Source organism: Streptomyces sp. NBC_01314, assembly GCF_041435215.1.
Classification (GTDB): Bacteria; Actinomycetota; Actinomycetes; order Streptomycetales; family Streptomycetaceae; genus Streptomyces.
Genome location: NZ_CP108394.1, coordinates 2,018,911 through 2,038,755, shown reverse-complemented (window position 1 = coordinate 2,038,755; position 19,845 = coordinate 2,018,911). Strand labels below are relative to the sequence as shown.

General features: G+C 70.3%; 16 protein-coding genes and 2 pseudogenes. 3 read left to right on the top strand and 15 right to left on the bottom strand.

Annotated features, from left to right (window positions below; genetic code table 11):
* Positions 1-291 precede the first annotated feature (291 nt).
* Complete coding sequence (locus tag OG622_RS09040; protein WP_371584038.1) at positions 292-1,308, bottom strand: glycoside hydrolase family 43 protein; 1,017 nt, start codon at positions 1,306-1,308, stop codon at positions 292-294.
* 117 nt (positions 1,309-1,425) lie between these two features.
* On the opposite strand from OG622_RS09040, the gene OG622_RS09035 reads away from it, so the two are divergent.
* Positions 1,426-2,409: an aldo/keto reductase gene (locus OG622_RS09035; RefSeq protein ID WP_371574670.1), complete on the top strand. Its 984-nt coding sequence runs from the start codon at positions 1,426-1,428 to the stop codon at positions 2,407-2,409.
* A 67-nt stretch (positions 2,410-2,476) separates the two neighbouring features.
* Here OG622_RS09035 and OG622_RS09030 read toward each other — a convergent pair whose 3' ends face one another.
* Positions 2,477-2,896 carry a MarR family winged helix-turn-helix transcriptional regulator gene (locus OG622_RS09030; protein ID WP_371584037.1) on the bottom strand — a complete coding sequence of 140 codons (420 nt, stop codon included), beginning with the start codon at positions 2,894-2,896 and terminating at the stop codon, positions 2,477-2,479.
* A 281-nt stretch (positions 2,897-3,177) separates the two neighbouring features.
* Here OG622_RS09030 and OG622_RS09025 point away from each other — a divergent pair, with 281 nt between their 5' ends.
* Positions 3,178-4,167 carry an alpha/beta hydrolase gene (locus OG622_RS09025; RefSeq protein WP_371574669.1) on the top strand — a complete coding sequence of 330 codons (990 nt, stop codon included), beginning with the start codon at positions 3,178-3,180 and terminating at the stop codon, positions 4,165-4,167.
* An 80-nt stretch (positions 4,168-4,247) separates the two neighbouring features.
* Here OG622_RS09025 and OG622_RS09020 read toward each other — a convergent pair whose 3' ends face one another.
* From OG622_RS09020 to OG622_RS08995, 6 genes and pseudogenes are all read right to left on the bottom strand, one after another.
* Positions 4,248-4,871: a hypothetical protein gene (locus OG622_RS09020; protein ID WP_371574668.1), complete on the bottom strand. Its 624-nt coding sequence runs from the start codon at positions 4,869-4,871 to the stop codon at positions 4,248-4,250.
* A complete protein-coding gene (locus tag OG622_RS09015) occupies positions 4,855-5,127 on the bottom strand; it encodes a DUF397 domain-containing protein (RefSeq protein WP_371574666.1) in 273 nt (90 codons plus the stop codon). The genes OG622_RS09020 and OG622_RS09015 overlap by 17 nt, the downstream gene beginning before the upstream one ends.
* Positions 5,127-5,984, bottom strand: coding sequence for a helix-turn-helix domain-containing protein (locus OG622_RS09010; protein WP_371574665.1), 858 nt, complete (start codon positions 5,982-5,984; stop codon positions 5,127-5,129). The genes OG622_RS09015 and OG622_RS09010 overlap by 1 nt, the downstream gene beginning before the upstream one ends.
* A gap of 262 nt (positions 5,985-6,246) precedes the next feature.
* On the bottom strand, positions 6,247-8,466 hold the full coding sequence (locus OG622_RS09005; protein ID WP_371574664.1) for an NADP-dependent isocitrate dehydrogenase: 2,220 nt from the start codon (positions 8,464-8,466) through the stop codon (positions 6,247-6,249).
* A gap of 223 nt (positions 8,467-8,689) precedes the next feature.
* Positions 8,690-9,772 carry a mechanosensitive ion channel family protein gene (locus tag OG622_RS09000; RefSeq protein ID WP_371574662.1) on the bottom strand — a complete coding sequence of 361 codons (1,083 nt, stop codon included), beginning with the start codon at positions 9,770-9,772 and terminating at the stop codon, positions 8,690-8,692.
* Positions 9,773-10,117: 345 nt separating this feature from the next.
* Positions 10,118-10,617: pseudogene (locus tag OG622_RS08995) on the bottom strand (lysylphosphatidylglycerol synthase domain-containing protein); the annotation flags it as partial.
* A gap of 193 nt (positions 10,618-10,810) precedes the next feature.
* On the opposite strand from OG622_RS08995, the gene OG622_RS08990 reads away from it, so the two are divergent.
* Positions 10,811-12,757 (top strand): ABC transporter ATP-binding protein, encoded by a 1,947-nt coding sequence (locus OG622_RS08990; protein ID WP_371584036.1) that lies wholly within the window; start codon positions 10,811-10,813, stop codon positions 12,755-12,757.
* A gap of 138 nt (positions 12,758-12,895) precedes the next feature.
* Here OG622_RS08990 and OG622_RS08985 read toward each other — a convergent pair whose 3' ends face one another.
* The 7 genes and pseudogenes from OG622_RS08985 to OG622_RS08955 all read right to left on the bottom strand — a co-directional run bounded on the left by OG622_RS08985 (position 12,896) and on the right by OG622_RS08955 (position 19,797).
* Complete coding sequence (locus OG622_RS08985; RefSeq protein ID WP_371574660.1) at positions 12,896-13,651, bottom strand: metallophosphoesterase; 756 nt, start codon at positions 13,649-13,651, stop codon at positions 12,896-12,898.
* Positions 13,648-13,956 carry a hypothetical protein gene (locus tag OG622_RS08980; protein WP_371574659.1) on the bottom strand — a complete coding sequence of 103 codons (309 nt, stop codon included), beginning with the start codon at positions 13,954-13,956 and terminating at the stop codon, positions 13,648-13,650. The genes OG622_RS08985 and OG622_RS08980 overlap by 4 nt, the downstream gene beginning before the upstream one ends.
* Positions 13,940-14,557 carry a hypothetical protein gene (locus OG622_RS08975; RefSeq protein ID WP_371574657.1) on the bottom strand — a complete coding sequence of 206 codons (618 nt, stop codon included), beginning with the start codon at positions 14,555-14,557 and terminating at the stop codon, positions 13,940-13,942. The genes OG622_RS08980 and OG622_RS08975 overlap by 17 nt, the downstream gene beginning before the upstream one ends.
* Before the next feature lie 856 nt (positions 14,558-15,413).
* Positions 15,414-16,430 (bottom strand): zinc-dependent alcohol dehydrogenase family protein, encoded by a 1,017-nt coding sequence (locus OG622_RS08970; RefSeq protein WP_371574656.1) that lies wholly within the window; start codon positions 16,428-16,430, stop codon positions 15,414-15,416.
* Between the two features lie 36 nt (positions 16,431-16,466).
* Positions 16,467-16,880, bottom strand: coding sequence for a cupin domain-containing protein (locus OG622_RS08965; RefSeq protein ID WP_371574654.1), 414 nt, complete (start codon positions 16,878-16,880; stop codon positions 16,467-16,469).
* A gap of 116 nt (positions 16,881-16,996) precedes the next feature.
* Positions 16,997-17,219 (bottom strand): annotated as a pseudogene (locus tag OG622_RS08960) (carboxymuconolactone decarboxylase family protein); the annotation flags it as partial.
* A gap of 1,405 nt (positions 17,220-18,624) precedes the next feature.
* Positions 18,625-19,797, bottom strand: coding sequence for an MFS transporter (locus OG622_RS08955; RefSeq protein WP_371574652.1), 1,173 nt, complete (start codon positions 19,795-19,797; stop codon positions 18,625-18,627).
* Between the last annotated feature and the right edge of the window lie 48 nt (positions 19,798-19,845).

Below are 19,845 nucleotides of genomic sequence, written 5' to 3'. Positions count from 1 at the left end.
CGGACAGGCCCTGGCCCACGGTGAGTTCCAGCTGACCCAGCTTGTAGTCCGGGGGTGGGGCAGAAGCCCGCGGACAAGGACTGTGACCGCACACGTGGCGCCTTCCTCCCCCACTGCTACTGCGCTGCGACGACCCCGGCCGTGCCGAGGCACCACCCCGGCTCGCCGGCCACAACTACCGGACGTGCGGCTGACGGCACCCGCCCGCGACCGTCGGCGCGTCGACCGGCGGCCGATCCGCGCATGATCCTCTCCATGGACCGGCATGCGCGATGGTCGTTCGCGCGGGGCTCAGCCGCCGCCGTCGAGGTCAGCGCGTCGGCGCAGTACGCGCAGCTCGTGGCCGTCGAGTCGCATCTCGTAGAGCTTGCCGCGCGCGTTCTCGAAGGGGCGGTGGAGGATCATCATCAGCCGGCCGTCGAAGGTGTGGAACAGCATGCCGTGGCCGCTGTCCTCGCGGACCAGGGGGCGCCGCTGGTCCCACGGCCCCGTGAGGTCGCCGGACCTGGAGACGGCGTAGGTCTGCACATAGCCGCCGCTGACGGTGCCGTCGTCGCCGGCCACGTTCTTCTCGTACGTCGACCACAGCATGAGCAGGGAGTTGTCGGGCGTCCGGTACAGCTGGGGGCCGTCGGTGATGTACGGCGCGAGCTGGTGCGGCACTCCGCCCGGGATCTGCTCGGTGAGCCAGGACGCGTCGGAGGCCTTGAACAGGAAGACCGGGTCCCCGATCGTCCCGGTCAGGTCCGGGGCCAGCCGGATCGCCTCCATGGTTCCGTCGACGGTCTGCAGCCATTCGTGCGCGTACACCATCCAGGGCTGCCCGGCCGGGTCGACGTAGAGGGTGCCGTCGAGGGTCATGAGGTTCTCGGGCGGAGTGGGCCGTGCGGGGTCGACGACGGTGAAGGGGCCCAGCAGCGAGTCGGAAACGGCGGTGATCGTGCCGCGCATGTGGTTCGGGAGCTGGAAGGGAGTGCCCCACCGGTTGGCCGGCGGCACCTTGAGCGGCTTGTCCTGGTCGTGCAGCGTGGTGAACAGGTAGTACTTGCCGTCCCACGCGTGCACCTCCGGCGCCCACCCCCCTTCGGTCGCCCAGATCCCCTGCTGTTCGGCCGTCCGGAAGACCACGACGGGGCGCGTCCAGTCCCGCAGGTCGGTGCTGCGGTAGACCATCGTGCCGGTGCCGTCCACGCCCGAAACGGTCGGATCGTTGGACGTGTAGAGGTGGTACGTACGGGTCTCGTCGTCGGCGACTACGAACGGGTCGTGCAGGGGCATGTCGGGAAGTCGCAGGTCGGGCAGGAGCATCGGTTCGGTCTCGGTCACGTTCGAAGAATAGTGAGCGAGGGGCATTGACTTCGCGTGCGCTCCAAGTTGAAGACTCGCGTTCAGGCCCGACAGCCGGGCGGAACGGGAGGCAACGGTATGAAGTACCGCACGATAGGCAGTGACCCGGGGACCCGTCGCGAGGTGAGCGTGCTCGCGCTCGGCGCCATGCTGTTCGGCTCGCGGACGGACGAGAAGACCTCCTTCGCGGTGCTCGACCGCTACGTCGAAGCGGGTGGGAACTTCATCGACACGTCCGACAACTACGCCTTCTGGATCGACGGAGGGCAGGGCGGGCAGAGCGAGGAACTGCTGGGACGGTGGCGCCGCAGCCGGGACATCGGCGACGAGATCGTCATCGCCACCAAGCTCGGCGCCCGCCCCCTCGCGCCGGGCACCAGCTATGTCGACAACGCGGAAGGGCTGTCGGCGAAGGTGATCCGGGAGTCGGCGGAGCGCAGCCGGGAGCGGCTCGGGGTGGAGCGGCTGGACCTGCTCTACGCGCACATCGAGGACCGCACGGTGTCCGCGCGGGAGACCGTCGAGGGGTTCGCGGAGCTCGTCGCGGAGGGCACGGTCGGGCTGCTCGGCGTCAGCAACCACGCCGTGTGGCGGGTGGAGCGGGCCCGCGCCCTCGCCGCCGCGGCCGGGCTGCCCGGCTACGAGGTGCTCCAGTACCACCACAGCCATCTGCGCCCGCGCACCGACATCCCCAACGACCTCTGGGCGGACGGCAACCTCGGCGCGGCCACCGCCGAACTGCTGAGCTATCTGGAGGCCGAGCCGGACCTCACCCTGGTCGCCTATTCACCGCTGCTCAAGGGCGGCTACGTACGGCCGGACGAGCTGCCGCCGGACTACGACCACCCGGGCACCCCGGTCCGGACGAAGGTGCTGGGCGAGGTGGCGCGCGAGACCGGGGCGACCGTCAACCAGGTCGTGCTCGCCTGGCAGTTGGGCGGACGGTTCCCGATCGTCCCGCTGGCCGGGGTGTCGTCGCTCGCGCAGTTGGAGGAGAACCTGGGCGCGGTGGAGCTGGAACTGACCGAGGAGCAGCGGATCAGGCTGGACGCCGCGCACTGAACCTCGCGCGTCGGGCCCGCCCGCCCCCGGTCACGTCAGCCTTCCGCTCCGGCACGCCCGCCCTCGGTCACGTCCGACCGACGTTCGCGGTGAGCAGCCGCAGCAACCGCTTGGCCATGGTGTGCTGTTCGGGGGTCAGTCCCATGGCTTCGCCGATGTCCACGGGGACGGTCCGGGCCCGCTCCTGGAGCTGGGCGCCGGACCGGGTGAGGCGGATGGCGACCGAGCGTTCGTCGTCCGTACGGCGCTCGCGGCGGAGCAGCCCGCCGGCCTCCAGCCGCTTCAGGAGCGGGGAGAGCGTGCTGGACTCCAGTTGGAGCGCGGCGCCCAGGTCCCGTACGGAGATCGAGTCCTGCTCCCAGAGCACCAGCATGACCAGGTACTGCGGATAGGTCAGCCCCAGCTCGTCGAGCAGCGGCCGGTAGCGGGCGGTGACCGCGCGCGAGGCGGCGTACAGGGCGAAACAGAGCTGGTCGTCCAGGAGCAGACTGCGCCCCGGTCCCGGTCCCGGCCCCGATCCCAGCGCCGAAGCCGGGGCCTCGGCCGTTCCGCTCGCGCTCACGATGTCGCCGACTGTGCTCACGGTGTCGCTCCTCCGTCCTGGGCTCTGCATGACGATCACCCACCCTACCTTCAAGTCTCCCCGATTATATCGAGCGCTACTTAGTTGTGCACGACCTAGTCGCGCGATATGGTTGTTGTGTGCCGCCGGCCGGCGAAACCGCGCCGGTCGAGCCCACCCGTGGCACCGCACCAGAGGAGATCGCCATGTCCGAGAACACCCCCGGCATCGCCGACGCCACCGGCCCCCGTCCCGTCCTGGAGCCCGCCGCCGCGGGCTTCGCGGAGGCGACCGCGAACCCGCCGTACCTCTTCGACCTCAGTCCGCTGGAGGGCCGCAAGACGGTCGACGAGGTGCAGTCGGGCGACATCGAGAAGCCGCCCGTCGACGAGGAATGGGTCACCGTGCCGGGCGGGCCCACCGGCGAGGTCCGGGCTCGTATCGTCCGTCCGGCGGGCGCCGAGGGCACGCTTCCGGTGATCCTCTACATCCATGGCGCCGGCTGGGTCTTCGGCAACGCCCACACCCACGACCGGCTGGTGCGCGAGCTGGCCGTGGGCGCGAACGCCGCCGTGGTCTTCCCCGAGTACGACCTCTCACCCGAGGCCCGCTACCCGGTCGCCATCGAGCAGAACTACGCGGTGGCCCGCTGGATCGTCACCGAGGGCGCCGGCCGCCTTCTCGACGCCACCCGCATCGCCGTGGCCGGTGACTCGGTCGGCGGCAACATGACCGCCGCGCTGACCCTGATGGCCAAGGAGCGCGGTGACGTCCCGCTGGTCCAGCAGGTGCTGTTCTACCCCGTGACCGACGCCGCCTTCGACACCGGCTCCTACCACCAGTTCGCCACCGGCTACTTCCTGCGCCGCGACGGCATGCAGTGGTTCTGGGACCAGTACACGACCGACGAGGCCGAACGCGCCCGGATCACGGCCTCACCGCTGCGCGCCACCCCCGAGCAGCTCAAGGACCTGCCCCCGGCCCTCGTCATCACCGCCGAGGCCGACGTCCTGCGCGACGAGGGCGAGGCGTACGCCAACAAGCTGCGCGAGGCGGGCGTACCGGTCACCGCCGTGCGCTACCAGGGCATCATCCACGACTTCGTCATGCTCGACGCCCTGCGCGGAACGCACGCCGCCGAGGCCGCCATCGGACAGGCGATCGCCACCCTGCGCACGGCCCTGGGCACCGGCTGACGGTCGGCACTCCGCCCCGGTTCCCGGGGCCGCGAGCACAGGGTTGCGGGGTGCGGGCGTCAGGGCGTGCGTGGACGGCGCTACGGACGGACCAGCGGGGCCGGGCGTATGGCGGCCCAGCGCGAGGCCGCCGGGAGAGAAATCTGTTCCACCTTGACGTCCAGGAGTGAGTGGCGGTAGCGGCAGGCCGGGGGAGTGTCGACCAGGAGGAGACAGGTGACGGTCGTGCCGCAGCCGATGAGGCCCGGCCCGATCCTCAGCTCGGAGCCGTGGAGGGTGACGGGCGGGAGCTCGGCCGCGCTGGGCTCCGACTCGGTGGCCACCAGCTCCACATAGGGCACCCCGAGCTCCACCCGGATCGGCTGGCCGCGGTCGAAGGCGCCGCTCGGGATGTCCCGTCGGCCCGGATTGGTGAGGACGATCCGCACCAGGTGGGGGTCGGCCAGCAGCGTGCCGTTGCACCGGATCTCCAGCGCGCCGCCGACCGGCTCGTGGACCAGCGGGGCGTGGGTCGTCGAGTACGTGAGCCGACGTCTGGGATGCGCCGCGCGCAGGGCGGCCCAGACCGCGCCGCAGCCCATGAGCACGGCCACCGCGACACCGGCGGCCGTCCAGAACGTCTGCGACGCGTAGAAGGCGCCGGAGGCGAGGAGCCCGGAGACGGAATCGGACGCGAGATCTGCGCCCTCAGATGTCCCGTACACGGGCGGCTTCCCGTGGACAGGGGCCACCCGGCCACCCCGAACGCACCCCGCCGACGAACCTCCGCCATTCCGCGGGCCGGAACACCGGGCCTGGCCTGTCGGTGTCCTTGGAGTCCCGGACGGCTGTCAGGCTCTCGACGAAGGCCACCTCCACACAGGCGCCGTTGCCCGAGCTGTGGCTGCTCCTGTGCCAGAGCGCGTCCCTCAGGGCGGTCGGCTCGACCTGCGGGACCCGTCGCCCGTTGTCCGTGCTCATCATCCGCTCCGCATCTCCCTAGCGATGTTCTCCAGCGTGGCGGGCGTCTCCTGCGGATCCGGGGCCGCGGCCCGCACCAGGTCGAAGGTCTGGACGAAGGCGCGCACGTCGCGCTCCTTCTCCAGGTACACGTTGCCGGCGATGGAGTTGACGTAGACCACGGTCGGTGCGTGGCCCTCGAACTCCAGCAGCGAGAACATCCCTGCCAGCGCCGCGTGCGCGCCCTTGGCCGTCGGCATGATCTGGATGGTGACGTGGGGCATGGTCGTCGCCTCGGCCAGGTGGGCGAGCTGGGCCGCCATCACCTCCGGGCCGCCGACCGGGCGCCGCAGCGCGCTCTCCTCGACGACGACCCACAGCTCCAGCGGGTCCGGGTCACGGGTCAGCAGCGTCTGGCGCTCCTTGCGGAACCGCACCAGCTGGTCCACCTCGTACGGCTCGTTCGGGCGGGCGGCGGAGATCACGGAACGGGCGTATTCCTCGGTCTGGAGCAGCCCGTGCACAAATGTGGGCTCGTACGAGCGCAGCGCGCGGGCATCGGACTCCAGCCCGGCGTACGTGGCCATGCCGGAGGGCAACACCTCGCCGTAGTGGGCCCACCAGCCCTGCTGTTGCGCGTCCTTGTGGATCTGCAGGACGGTCTCGATCTGCGCCGGGTCGGTGACGCCGTACCACCCCAGCAGGTCCCGTACGTCCCGAGCCTTGATGGGGGCCTGACCCGTCTCCACCCGGCTGATCTTGGACATGGAACATTCGAGGTGGGCCGCCACCTCCTCGATCTTCCGGCCGGCGTGTTCACGCAGTCGCCGCAGCTCCGCCCCCAGCTGCCGTCGCCGTACCGTTGGTCCCCCCGCCATGGCCATCGCTTCTCCCCACGCTGATGCCTTGCCTGACGCACGTGTGCCGACACCTCAACTTGCTTGTCCCCGGCCCGAGTTCAGAATACACATGTGACTGACGCAATTGCGTGGAGGAAGTCTCTTTGGGGGCGGGAGGGGTCGAAAGTGGGCAGAAAGCACACCACCCCGGCCGGAAACGATCCCGGCCGGGGCGGTGCTGTGCGGACCCGAAGGTTCTCGGATCCTCAGTTCCCAGATCCACACAGGGTGGCGTGTGAGGTCAGGCGAAGTTCGCCAGCGCCTCGTTCCAGGTGGTCGACGGGCGCATGACCGCGGTGGCCTTGGCCGGGTCGGGCTGGTAGTAGCCGCCGATGTCGGCCGGCTTGCCCTGGACGGCGATCAGCTCGTCGACGATGGTCTGCTCGTTCGCCGTGAGGGTCTCGGCGAGCGGGGCGAAGGCCTTGGCCAGGTCGGCGTCGTCGGTCTGGGCGGCCAGCTCCTGGGCCCAGTACAGGGACAGGAAGAAGTGGCTGCCGCGGTTGTCGATGCCGCCGACGCGACGCGACGGGGACTTGTCCTCGTTCAGGAAGGTCGCCGTGGCGCGGTCGAGGGTGTCGGCGAGGACCTTGGCGCGGGTGTTGCCGGTGGCCTCGGCGTACTGCTCCAGGGACGGCACCAGGGCGAAGAACTCGCCCAGGGAGTCCCAGCGGAGGTAGTCCTCCTTGACCAGCTGCTGGACGTGCTTCGGGGCGGAGCCGCCGGCGCCCGTCTCGAAGAGGCCGCCGCCCGCCATCAGCGGGACGACCGACAGCATCTTGGCGCTGGTGCCCAGCTCCAGGATCGGGAACAGGTCGGTGAGGTAGTCACGCAGCACGTTGCCGGTCACCGAGATCGTGTTCTCGCCGCGGCGGATGCGCTCCACCGACAGCTTCGTGGCCTCGACCGGGGCGAGGACACGGATGTCCAGGCCCTCGGTGTCGTGCTCCGGCAGGTAGGCGTTGACCTTGGCGATCAGGTTGGCGTCGTGGGCGCGGGTCTCGTCCAGCCAGAACACCGCCGGGTCGCCGCTGGCGCGGGCACGCGTGACGGCCAGCTTCACCCAGTCGCGGATCGGCGCGTCCTTCGTCTGGCAGGCGCGGAAGATGTCACCGGCCGAGACCGCCTGCTCGATCACCACGTTGCCGGCCTGGTCGACGAGGCGGACCGTGCCGGTGGTCGCGATCTCGAAGGTCTTGTCGTGGGAGCCGTACTCCTCGGCCTTCTGCGCCATGAGGCCGACGTTCGGGACCGAGCCCATGGTCGACGGGTCGTAGGCGCCGTTGGCGCGGCAGTCGTCGATCGCGACCTGGTAGACGCCGGCGTAGGAGGAGTCCGGCAGGACCGCGAGGGTGTCGGCCTCCTGGCCGTCCGCGCCCCACATGTGGCCGGAGGTACGGATCATGGCCGGCATCGAGGCGTCGACGATGACGTCGGACGGCACATGCAGGTTGGTGATGCCCTTGTCGGAGTCGACCATCGCCAGCGCCGGGCCCTCGGCCAGCTCGGCGTCGAAGGAGGCCTTGATCTCGGCGCCCTCCGGGAGGGCCTGCAGGCCCTTGTAGATGCCGCCCAGACCGTCGTTCGGGGACAGGCCGGCCGCGGCCAGCGTCTCGCCGTGCTTCGCGAAGGTCTTCGGGAAGAAGGCGCGCACCACGTGACCGAAGACGATCGGGTCGGAGACCTTCATCATCGTGGCCTTGAGGTGCACGGAGAACAGCACGCCCTCGGCCTTGGCCCGGGCGATCTGCGCGGTCAGGAACTCGCGCAGCGCGGCGACGCGCAGCACGGAGGCGTCGACGACCTCGCCCGCCAGGACGGGTACGGACTCGCGGAGCACGGTGGTGGAGCCGTCGTCGCCGACCAGCTCGATCTTCAGCGCACCGGCCTCGGAGATCACCGCGGACTTCTCGGTGGAGCGGAAGTCGTTCTCGCCCATGGTCGCGACGTTCGTCTTCGAGTCGGCGGACCAGGCGCCCATGCGGTGCGGGTGGTTCTTGGCGTAGTTCTTGACCGAGGCGGGGGCGCGGCGGTCGGAGTTGCCCTCACGCAGGACCGGGTTCACGGCGGAACCCTTGATCTTGTCGTAGCGGGCGCGGATCTCGCGCTCCTCGTCGGACTTCGGGTCGTCCGGGTAGTCCGGCAGCGCGTAGCCCTGGCTCTGCAGCTCGGCGACGGCGGCCTTGAGCTGCGGGATCGACGCCGAGACGTTCGGCAGTTTGATGATGTTCGCCGCGGGGGTCTTGGCCAGCTCGCCCAGCTCCGAGAGGGCGTCCGGGATGCGCTGCCCCTCCTCCAGGTACTCCGGGAAGACGGCGATGATGCGGCCGGCCAGCGAGATGTCACGGGTCTCGACGGAGACACCGGCCTGCGAGGCGTACGCCTTGATCACGGGCAGGAACGAGTAGGTCGCCAGGGCGGGCGCCTCGTCAGTGTGCGTGTAGATGATGGTCGAGTCAGTCACCGGGTGCTCCGCTCCACGTCTGCAACATTGCTCGACATCAAGATATCTCGTGCCCGGGCCGGACTCGACAGCGGGCGGGGCGTGGGGTGGGTTGTTCGGCCGTGGGTGGTTCGTGGTCGCTCGCGCAGTTCCCGCGCCCCTTCAAGGGCGCGGGAACTGCGCGAACGGGGTCTGGGGCGCAGCCCCAGGGATGGGACGGGTGGGGGCTGCGGGGTCGAAGACCCTACGGGGCCACCTGGACGGCAGCCTCCCGCTGATGCGGAATCTCCACGCTGCCACCGCCGGTCTGGAGCGTGATCGCCCGCCGGGGCACCGGCACACTGATCCCCTCGGCCCGGTACCGCTTGTGCAGCCGCTTGATGAACTCGTGCTTGATCCGGTACTGGTCGCTGAACTCCCCGACCCCGAGGATCACGGTCATCCCGATGCGGGAGTCGCCGAAGGTGTGGAAGCGGACGGCGGGCTCGTGGTCGGGGACCGCGCCCTCGACCTCCTTCATGGTCTCGGCGATGATCTCGTTGGTGACCCGCTCGACATGCTCCAGGTCGCTGTCGTAGCCGACGCCCACCTGCACGAGCACGGTCATGTCCTGCTCGGGCTGGTTGAAGTTGGTCATGTTCGTGCCGGCGAGCTGGCCGTTGGGGATGATCACCAGGTTGTTGGAGAGCGACTTGATCGTCGTCTGCCGCCAGTTGATGTCGACGACATAGCCCTCCTCGCCGCTGCTCAGCTTGATGTAGTCGCCCGGCTGGACCGTCTTCGAGGCGAGGATGTGGATGCCCGCGAAGAGGTTGGCGAGGGTGTCCTGAAGGGCCAGCGCCACCGCGAGACCGCCGACGCCCAGTGCGGTGACCAGCGGGGCGACCGGGATGCCCAGGGTCTGCAGGATCACCAGGCAGCCGATGGCGAGGACCGTGACCCGGGTGATGTTCACGAAGATCGTGACCGAACCCGCGACCCCGGCCCGGGACTGGGCGAGCGAGCGCACCAGACCGGCGATCACCCTGGCCGACGTGATCGTGGCGACCAGGATGAACAGCACCGTCAGGGACTGGTTCACGTTGTGCTGCACGGTCCTCGTCAGCGGCAGCACCGCCGCCGCTGCGGCCGCGCCGCCGACGAACGCGCTCCAGGGGACCAGGGAGCGCAGTGTGTCGACGATGACATCGTCACCGCCCCAGCGGGTCTTCGTGGCGTGGCCGCCGAGCCAGCGCAGCAGCAGCCGCAGCAGGAACGCGGCCAACAGGCCGGCGGCCAGAGTGATGCCGGCCACGAGGTAGTCGTCGAGGGTGAGGACCCGGGTCATCGGTCGCCTCCCGAGGGACGCGGGGAGCGGCTGAGGGGCCGTATGTCAGGTCCCGTGGGCCGTATGTGATGTGTCGTCACCTTGCCACCTGCTCGAATTCGAGATGCACGATCAGCGCCTGCCCGGACGTGTGTACGGCGTCGGGCGCGACCGCTCATCCTGCCGTATCCGCACGGCTGATCGGCACCGGACCTGCGCGGATCGGCCGACGACCGGCCCCGCGGTCAGGGGAATGTCCGGATGTGCACCGCGGTACGGCCGCCTCCGCCCGCCGGATCGGGCCGCCCGCTCCTCCCGGATCCGCCGGGGCCCTCCTTCCGGCTCCGGCCGACACCTCACCCGGCGTCAGATCACCTTCAGCCGGACCGGCGCGCCGAGCGTCAACGCGCCCGGCAGCAGCGGCAGCCAGACCGTGATGACGCGAAACGCCGGCACCGCCGCGGTCGCCACGGTCACCGGACCGCCGACCGCCACCAGGGCGACCGCGAGCGCGGCCTCCACCGACCCGAGACCGCCCGGAGCCCACGAGGGCGACCGCGACCGTGGCCGCGAGACGGGCGAGCTCATGTGCGGCACAGGGATGTCGAGTCCCAACGCCAGCCCCACGGTGACCAGCACGGCGGCCTGGAGCGCCGGGAACGCGAGCGAGCCGCCCGAAGCGCCGGCACACGCGCCGGCCGCGTGTGCACCGAGCGGGCAACGCGCGGCGGTGCCGAGGCGGCGCGCCCGGCGGCCGCCGTCAGCGCTCTACGCACGAGGTCGAACACCGCTGTACACGGCCGTCGTACGAGGAGGACCACGGCCACGGCGGCCGATGCGATGGCGACGGCCGCCCGCCGTACCGGAACACGCCTGGTGGGTCGTCGGGGGAGTGGTATCGCCGTCACACCGGGAGAGGTTCTCCGTGCCCGGCCGACAGGGGGTTGCGGGCGCGGGGACGGCGGCTGACCGGCGGCGGACTTTCACCGCGCCCCGGCGTACGCTGCCCCGCCCCTTGACCTCAAGCTTGGTCGAGGTCCTAGCGTTCTCCGTATGAGTATGGAGACCACCGCCTGGACCCAGCTGCAGGGCATGATGACCGCCCAGCAGCAGAGCCGTCCCTTCGCCCGCGCGACGCTACGGCGTATCGGCGCCTTCGCCCGTCCACATCGTCGCCGTATCGCATGGTTCGTCGCCCTCAGTGTCGTGACCGCGCTGCTCGCCGTGGCGACGCCGGTGCTCGCGGGGAACGTCGTGGACGTGATCGTGTCGGGCGGGGAGGAGACACGCGTCGTCCGCCTTGCCGTGCTCATCGCCGTCATCGCCCTCGCCGAAGCGGCGCTCGGTCTGCTGGGCCGACGCCTGTCTGCGACGCTCGGCGAGGGACTCATCCTCGATCTGCGAACCGCCGTCTTCGATCATGTGCAGCGCATGCCGGTCGCGTTCTTCACACGTACTCGTACGGGAGCGCTCGTCAGTCGTCTCAACAACGACGTCATCGGCGCCCAACGGGCGTTCAGCAACACCCTGTCCGGAGTGGTGAGCAACCTGGTCACCCTGCTGCTCACCCTCGCCGTCATGCTCACCCTCTCCTGGCAGATCACCCTCCTCTCGCTCGTCATGCTGCCCGTCTTCGTGATCCCCGCCCGACGCATGGGCAGCCGGATGGCCCGGCTCCAGCGGGAGGCCGCCGACCTCAACGCGGCCATGGGCACCCGGATGACCGAGCGCTTCTCGGCGCCCGGCGCCACCCTGGTCAAACTCTTCGGACGGCCCGGCGACGAGTCCGCCGAGTTCGCCGAACGAGCCGCCCGGGTACGGGACATCGGCATCCGTACGGCGATGGCGCAGTCGGCGTTCATCACCGCCCTCACCCTCGTCTCGGCCCTCGCGCTCGCCCTGGTGTACGGCCTCGGCGGCTGGTTCGCGCTGCGCGGCACCCTGGAGGCGGGCGCGATCGTGTCCCTGGCGCTGCTGCTCACCCGGCTGTACGCGCCGCTGACCGCGCTGGCCGGGGCGCGCGTGGAGATCATGAGCGCCCTGGTGAGCTTCGAGCGCGTCTTCGAGGTGCTGGACCTCAAGCCGCTCATCGAGGAGAAGCCGGACGCCCGCGAGGTGCCCGAGGGACCCGTGGCCGTGGAGTTCGACGACGTCCGCTTCGGCTACCCGTCCGCCGACAAGGTCTCCCTCGCCTCCCTGGAGGAAGTGGCCTCCCTCGACACCCGAGGCGGCACCGAGGTCCTCCACGGCGTCTCCTTCCGCGCCGAGCCCGGCCAGACCGTCGCCCTCGTCGGCTCCTCCGGCGCCGGCAAGTCGACCGTCGCCCAACTGCTGCCCCGGCTGTACGACACCGACGCGGGCACCGTCCGCATCGGCGGCGTCGACGTGCGCGACCTCAGCGCCGCGTCGCTGCGCGCCACCCTCGGCATGGTCACCCAGGACGGCCACCTCTTCCACGAGACGGTTCGCGCGAACCTGCTCCTCGCCCGCCCCGACGCCACGGACGACGACCTGTGGGACGTCCTGCGCCGGGCCCGCCTCGACGACCTCGTACGGGCGCTGCCCGACGCCCTCGACACCGTCGTCGGCGAACGCGGCTACCGGCTCTCCGGCGGCGAACGCCAGCGCATGACCATCGCCCGGCTGCTCCTGGCCCGCCAGCGCGTCGTCATCCTCGACGAGGCCACCGCCCACCTCGACAACACCTCGGAGGCCGCCGTCCAGGAGGCCCTCGCGGAGGCGCTGGAGGGCAGGACCGCCGTGGTCATCGCCCACCGCCTGTCGACCGTACGCACCGCCGACCAGATCCTCGTCGTCGAGGCCGGCCGGATCGTGGAACGCGGCCGGCACGAGGAGCTGCTGGCGGCGGGCGGACGGTACGCGGAGCTGTACCGGACGCAGTTCGAGAAGACGGAGTCCGAGTCGGCGCGGCCGGCGAAGCCCGAGGCCGAGACCGACGGCCCGCCGGCGGAAGCACCGGCGGAAGCGCCGGTGGCGGCGGCATAGGAGCCGTGCGGTTCTCCGGGGTCCAGCCCTCGACGCCGGTCGACGCGTGGGCGGACGATTCGACGCCGATGCTGTCCGGGTGCCTGGACTCCGGTGAACCGCGCCGCACCAGCCGGGGCCACGGGCGTGGTGCAGGCGCTACGAACCGTCTGCCCCCGCACCGTGCGCCCGGTCCACCGGCAGGTGGTACACCGCGAAGGCGCGCCGGATGACCGGCTGGGCGACATTGCGCACCCGTACGCCACCGCTGGTGATGCCGTGCTCGGTGCCCAGGTGGGCGTGGCCGTGCACGGCGAGGTCGGCGCCCGCCTCGTCCATCGCCTCGGCCAGCAGATAGCTGCCGAGGAACGGGTAGATCTCCAGCGGCTCACCGACGAGCGTGTCCGGTACGGGCGAGAAGTGGGTGAGCGCGATACGGACCGTGCAGCCGTCCTCCGCCAACTCGTCGAGAGCGCGGCGCAGTCCGTCCGCGAGCCCCCGGGTGTGTCGGACGAAGGCTTTCATCTCGGGTTCGCCGAACTCGCTGCCGCTGCGCCCGGCGAAGCCACCGCCGAACCCCTTCGTCCCGGCGACCCCGACCCGTACCCCGTCGACATGGAGGACGGTTCCCTCGCCCTCCAGTACGGTCACGCCCGCGTCCCGCAGCACGGCCGTCACGTCCTCGGGGCGCTCGGCGTGGTGGTCGTGGTTCCCGAGGACGGCGACCACCGGCACCGGCAGCCCCGCCACCTCGTCGGCGACGACCCGGGCCTCCTCCGGTGTGCCGTGGCGGGTGAGGTCCCCGGCGAGCAGCAGCAGGTCGGCGTGGTCGGGCAGGGTGTCGAAGGCCGGGCGGAGAAGGCCTCGGCCGTCCGGCCCCAGATGGATGTCCCCGACGGCCGCGACCCGGATCACGACAGATCCTCGGGACGGTGGTCGGGCGCGGTGACGTCGGCCAGTGCGATGTCCGCCCGCACGGGTACTCCCGGCAGTTCCTCCGCCGCGATGCGCAGGATCGCCTCGCGATCGGCCGCGGTGGAGGCCGTGCCGGTGATGTGCACGGCGTCGCCGCGTGCCTCGATCCGCGTCCCGAGCTCGGCCAGCTCGCTCCGGGCGAGCCGCTCCTCCAGGTGGGCTATGCGGTACTCGGTGTGTGCCGCCGGGTGCGCGGCACGGTTCCCCGGCCCGTTCACGGGTGGGTGTTCATGTCCTGTCACCATCGCCGGTCTCCTCCGGCTCGATCACGTTGAGGCGTTCCAGTAGATAGAGGAAGGCCGCCGGCATCGGCTCGGCACCGCACTCCTGCCGTACCCGGCTCCAGTCGATCTTCTCGCGCAGGGTGCGGGCGATCGGCAGTACGGCACCGAAGTCGCAGTAGTGCTCGGAGAACGCCAGGAGCCGCCCGACGAGCAGATCCGTCGCCGCGAGGACGGGCATCCACACGGACTGGACCGACAGCATCTCCGCCCGGTCCAGCAGTTCCCGGGTGACCGGCGCCCGGGACGGCCGGAAGATCAGGTCGACCTCCTGGCCCTGGCTACGGGTCTTCAGCAGCCAGTCCTCGGGCGGCTCGACCACGGTCAGCCCCGCGCCCTCCAGCGTGCCGGTGACCGCGTCGATGTCCTGCGGCAGTACACAGAAGTCGACGTCGTGCTGGAGCGTCCCCGGGCCGCCGTGGGCGTACACCGCGACCCCGCCCGCCAGCGCGAAGGAGTGCCCACCGGCCTTGAGCAGCGAAGCGACCTCCTTGGCCGCTTCGAGAATGGCCTGGGTCCGATCGGGAGGAAGCCCGTCGTCGTCCGGGTCGGCGAGATCGCCCATGCCTTCCACGATAGTGCGGCTCCCGTCGATGGCCAGACGTGCGACGCGGCTCACAGTGACCGGCGAGGCGGTCCCCCAGTGGAGTGACAAACAGCCATTGACCTGCAAGAAAGCGGGCTGGGAGCCTAGTTTCCGGGAGTGCCTGACGCCGCGCACGATGTTCTCGCGCGTCGGCTGCTTCGGCCCCCTGCGCGGCTGCACGCCGCCGCCCGACACGGACCGCGACGGCATGCCGGACGCCTGGGGGCGGGGAGGGTCTGAACCCCGGCGACCCGTCCGATGCCGGCCTTACCGACGGCGGCGACGCGGCGGGTACACCAGCGGCGAGAGGTACCTCAACGAGCTCGCGGGAGGGTGACGCCGTATCTCTTCACGACCCTCACTATGGGCCGGATCGGGCCGAGAGAGCGCAGGCGGTCGTGGTTGGTCGCGGACGCCGTACCGATCACGGTGGCACCGCAGGGGCTGGACGGAGCCGTCTGACGCGTTCACCGCGCCGTCCCCGGGAACAGGCGTCTGGCGTCGGCCGTCGTCGGGGAACGTGTACAACAGCACAGGAATGAAGAGCAACCACACCACTTCGAGCGGGAGTCGGGTCTGGCGGACGGCCGGGACAAGGCCGAGAGCGCGCCCACGACGAGCAGCATGACGGGCGGCGCGACGTGGAAGCGCCGGCCCAGGACGTTGCCCGGAAGTACGGTCACGCCCAGGGCGACGACGCGTTCGAGACCGAGCATGGCGCTTACTCCTGAGTGGGCCTGACTGTTCGGCGACTGCGAGGGACAGACGCCGCTGCCGCTCGGCGGTGCCGGCGGTGGTGGGCGCCGCCGGCAGTGCCCACCACCGGGGTCTCTGGTTACGGACGGAGCAGCGTCTTGATGGCGCGGCGTTCGTCCATGGCCTTGTAGCCTTCTGCGGCCTCGTCCAGGGGCAGGGTGAGGTCGAAGACCTTGCCCGGGTTGATGCGGCCGCTGAAGACACGCTCGATGAGGTCGGGAAGGTAGGCCCGGACCGGAGCGGGGCCACCGCGCAGCCCGACGTGGGAGAAGAAGAGCTGCTGGCCGTCGATCTGCACGTCGTGCGGCATACCGACGAAGCCGACGTTGCCGCCCGGGCGCGTGGACTGCAGGGCCTGGTGCATCGACTCCTGGGTGCCGACGCACTCGAGGACCGAGTCCGCGCCGATGCCGTTCGTCAGTTCCTTGACGCGGGCGATGCCTTCCTCGCCGCGTTCGGTGACGATGTCGGTGGCGCCGAACTCCAGGGCCAGCTTCTGCCGGGAGGCGTGCCGGCTCATGGCGATGACGCGTTCGGCGCCCAGTTCCTTCGCGGCGATGACGCCGGACAGGCCCACCGCGCCGTCCCCGACGACCACGGCCGTCGAACCCGGTTTGACCTCGGCCGCCTTGGCGGCGTACCAGCCGGTGCCCATGACGTCGGACAGGGCCAGCAGGTCCGGGATCAGCTCCTCGGCCGGCTGCTCCGGCACGGTGACCAGGGTGCCGTCGGCGAGGGGGATGCGGATGTACTCGGCCTGGCAGCCGTTGGGGAAGTCCCGGTGCAGGCAGTTGGTCTGGTAGCCGGCCCGGCAGTTCGGGCAGGTGTTGTCGGAGGCGATGAAGGAGCCGATGACGAACTGGCCGGGCCTGACGGTCGATACGTCGCTGCCGACCTCCTCGACGATGCCGACGTACTCGTGGCCGATCGGCTGCGCCTCGGTGACCGGGTTGATGCCTCGGTAGCTCCATAGGTCCGAGCCGCACACGCAGGTGGCGACGGTACGGATGACGGCGTCCGTGGGCGCCACGATCTTCGGCTCGGGGGCGTTCTCCACCCGGATGTCCCGGGGGCCGTGAATGATGGTTGCTCGCATGATGGTTTCCCAGGTCCTGTCAGGTGAGTGGTGGCGTCAGGTGCGGGTGCGGGTGCGGGTGCCGACGCGCGGGCCGTGGTACTCGTCGTCCGAAACGTGCTCCAGCCAGGTGACGTCGTCGGTCCCCCAGAGAGCGAGATGGATCATGAACTGGTCGGGCGCGGCCCCGTGCCAGTGCTCCTCACCCGCGGGCGTGTCGATGATGTCGCCGGGATGAGCCTCGATGATGTCTCCGCCACGCGACTGCACCAAGGCGATGCCCTCGACGATGCAGAGGGTCTGTCCCAGGGCGTGGGAGTGCCAGGCGGTGCGGGCGCCGGGAGTGAACCGGACCATGTTGGCCCGCATCCCGGAGGGGGCCTCGCCGCGGCGGATCACGTTGGCGTAGGCGTCGCCGGTGAACCACTCGGCGGGAAGCTTCCTGGGCGGGGGCTGCTTCAGCAGTTCCATGTGTGTTTCCCTTGGTGGTGCTGCCGCCGGACGGTACAGCGGCGGTATGTGGGGGGTGAGCTCGCTTTATTGGGTGCGGGCTGTCCGGAGAGGCCTCGGCCGGACTGGTCGGCCCTGTCCACGACCTCCTTGAGCTGGGTCATCGCGTTCATGGCGTTGGGCCATCCGGCGCAGAAGGCCAGATGCGTGATGGCCTCGACCAGTTCGTCCTTGGTCACGCCGTTCTCCAGTGCCTTGCCGAGGTGGAAGCCGAGCCGGTCGGTTCGGGAAGGTGGCGACAGCGGTGACGGTGACCAGGCTGCGATCGCGCGGGGACAGTCCCGGCCGCTCCCAGATGTCGCTTCCCCAGCCCCAGCCCCGCGGGTGGACGACCACGATCGCGGGCGGCGGGCGATCGGACGGGAGCCGGGACTGCGGAGACGACCGGCAGGTGTCAGACCGTTGCTGAGTAACCTGACATTCGTCCGCACTCTTTCTCGCCTCTTCCGCCTGCCGTATCGAAATACAGAATATCGGTGACGTTCGGAAAACAATGACGACCCGGGCCGGCGACTCGGTCTCTCAGGTGAATGCTCTCCGTGGGTCGGTTCTGTCACCGGCCGCACCATCAACCCTGCCACCCTCATGTGAACCCGCAAAGGGAAGAATTCCATCCTGGGAATGACATATCCAGGGGAGGAATCCTTACCCCCCTCGCGCGGACCGAGCGGTGCGAGACCCGTCATGACCGGCGACGCTTTCGACGGGCACCCTCACCTGCGGCACGGATCCCGATCACGAACTTGTCGTCCGGACTGCGGAGCCCGGACGTCGTCGTACGACCGACCGCGCACTCTCGCCTTGTGGGCCGCCCGTCACCTCGTCGAGTCCGCAGCCGACCGGGCGGTGACCTGATCTGACCGCAATAATCACCAGGAATTCTTGGCCTCGCTCACTCAGGAAAAGCAAACGCGACGGCCCAAAATTGGGAGAAACTTCCCCCCTCGCTTTCCTGTCGAGCGCTGAGAGGCTAGCTGCTGTGTACAGCAAAGCGCATTTGGCCGAAATGGGAGAATTCCTCAGGACGCGCCGGGATGTGGTCGCCAGCTCGTGGGGGTCAGCGCCGACCGCTACGCGCGATGGGAGCAGGGGGTGTCCCCCCGTGCCGGCATCGGTGCTCGCCCCCCTTGTTCGTGTCCTGCATCTCGACGACGGCCAGCGTGACCACCTGTTCGAAGCGGGTGGCAGGCAACCCGTGCGGCATAGGAGGGCACCGGCGGCCAGACCACCGATGCCACCCCCGACGATGGCGATGCGCGGACCCGGCATGGTGGCAGGCACTGATGGACTCCTCTGGCTCGTCGAGGGCCGATGAACCGGCCACGCCAGATCCTGTCCGGTGTCCTGCGCAGCCGTATCCACGCCGATTTCGGACCGTTGGGTTCGATCGGGGTGGCGTTCCGGTGACCGTGAACAATCCGCCGCCCGGCGCATCGCGGCCCGCACCGGGCCAGTGGCCCCTGCCGGCGAACGTGTTCAAAGCGGCGCTGGCCCGAGGCGAGCAGCTGATCGGCGTGTGGTGCTCGCTGGCCGACCCGTATCCGGCAGAGATCGTCGCCGGCGCAGGCTTCGACTGGCTGCTTCTCGACACCGAACACTCGCACGCCGACATCGCGATAGGGCAAGGTTCTTGGCTGGGATACGGGCATGAGGGTGAAGGAACCTTTCCCCTCATACCCATGGGGCGAGATGCGATGCCGCAGGATCATCCAGAGGGCGGAACGGCCAGCGGGCCCCGGCGACCCAGTGCCCACACGACGAGGGCGAAGCCGCTGAGGACCATGCCCGCGATCGTCACTGCCGTCCAGCCGCCCGTCGTCCACAGCACCGAGGCTGCGGCCGAGCCGATGGCGCCGCCGAGGAAGTTGCTCGTGACGAAGGCCGTGTTGAGCCTGCTGCGTGCCTCGTTCGAGACGGCGAACATCCGCGACTGGTTGAGGAGGTTGACGCTTTGGACGGCTATGTCGAGCAGGACGATCACGACCACGACAAGCACCACGGAGCGCCCGGCGAACGCCGCCAGGACGAACGACACCAGAAGCAGGGTCCACGCGATTCCGGTCGCGGGCACCGACAGCCCGCGGTCGTGCAGGCGGCCGGCCCGTTGGGCGGCGAGGGCACCCGCCACGCCGAGGAGCCCGAAGAGTCCGATCCCGGTCACGGAATAGCTGAAGGGCGGGGCGCTGAGCAGGAACGTCAGCGACGTCCAGAACATCGTGAACGCGGCGAACGCCGTCGACCCCAGAACCAGCGTCCAGCGCACGGTGGGCTCACGTCGTACGACCGTCCAGACGGAGGCGATGAGTGCCGGGTAGGGCATGCGGTTCTTCGGCGGGAGTGAAGGGATCGCGCGGTACATCAGCGCCGCGAACAATACGGCGACGGCCGCCGCCACGACGTAGATGGTGCGCCACCCGGCAGCACCGGCGATCAGACCACTGACCGTCCGGGACACCAGGATGCCGATGAGGATGCCCGACACCACGGTCCCGACCACACGGCCGCGGTTGGCGTCGTCGGCCAGGTCGCCGGCGAGCGGAGCGAGCAGTTGCCCGGAGACGGTCGTCACCCCCAGCAGGGTGATGGCGACCAGCAGCATGCCGAACGAGGGTGCCAGCGCGCACAGGAGCAACGCGATCGCTGAGCACAACAGCATCGTGGGGATGAGCCTTCGCCGGTCCCGTACGTCACCGAGCGGCACGAGGAGAAGGATGCCGGCGGCGTAGCCGATCTGAGTGGCCGTGACGAGCCACCCCGCAGCGGCGGTCGAGGCGTTCAGGTCCTCGGCGATGAAGTCGAGCAACGGCTGCGCCCAGTACAGGTTCCCCACGGCGGCGCCGCCCGCCACCGCGAAGAGGAAGGTCAGTCCGCGTGTCATGAACTTCCGTTGCGCGGTGGGTGGCGTGAGGGCTACGGATTCGGTCAC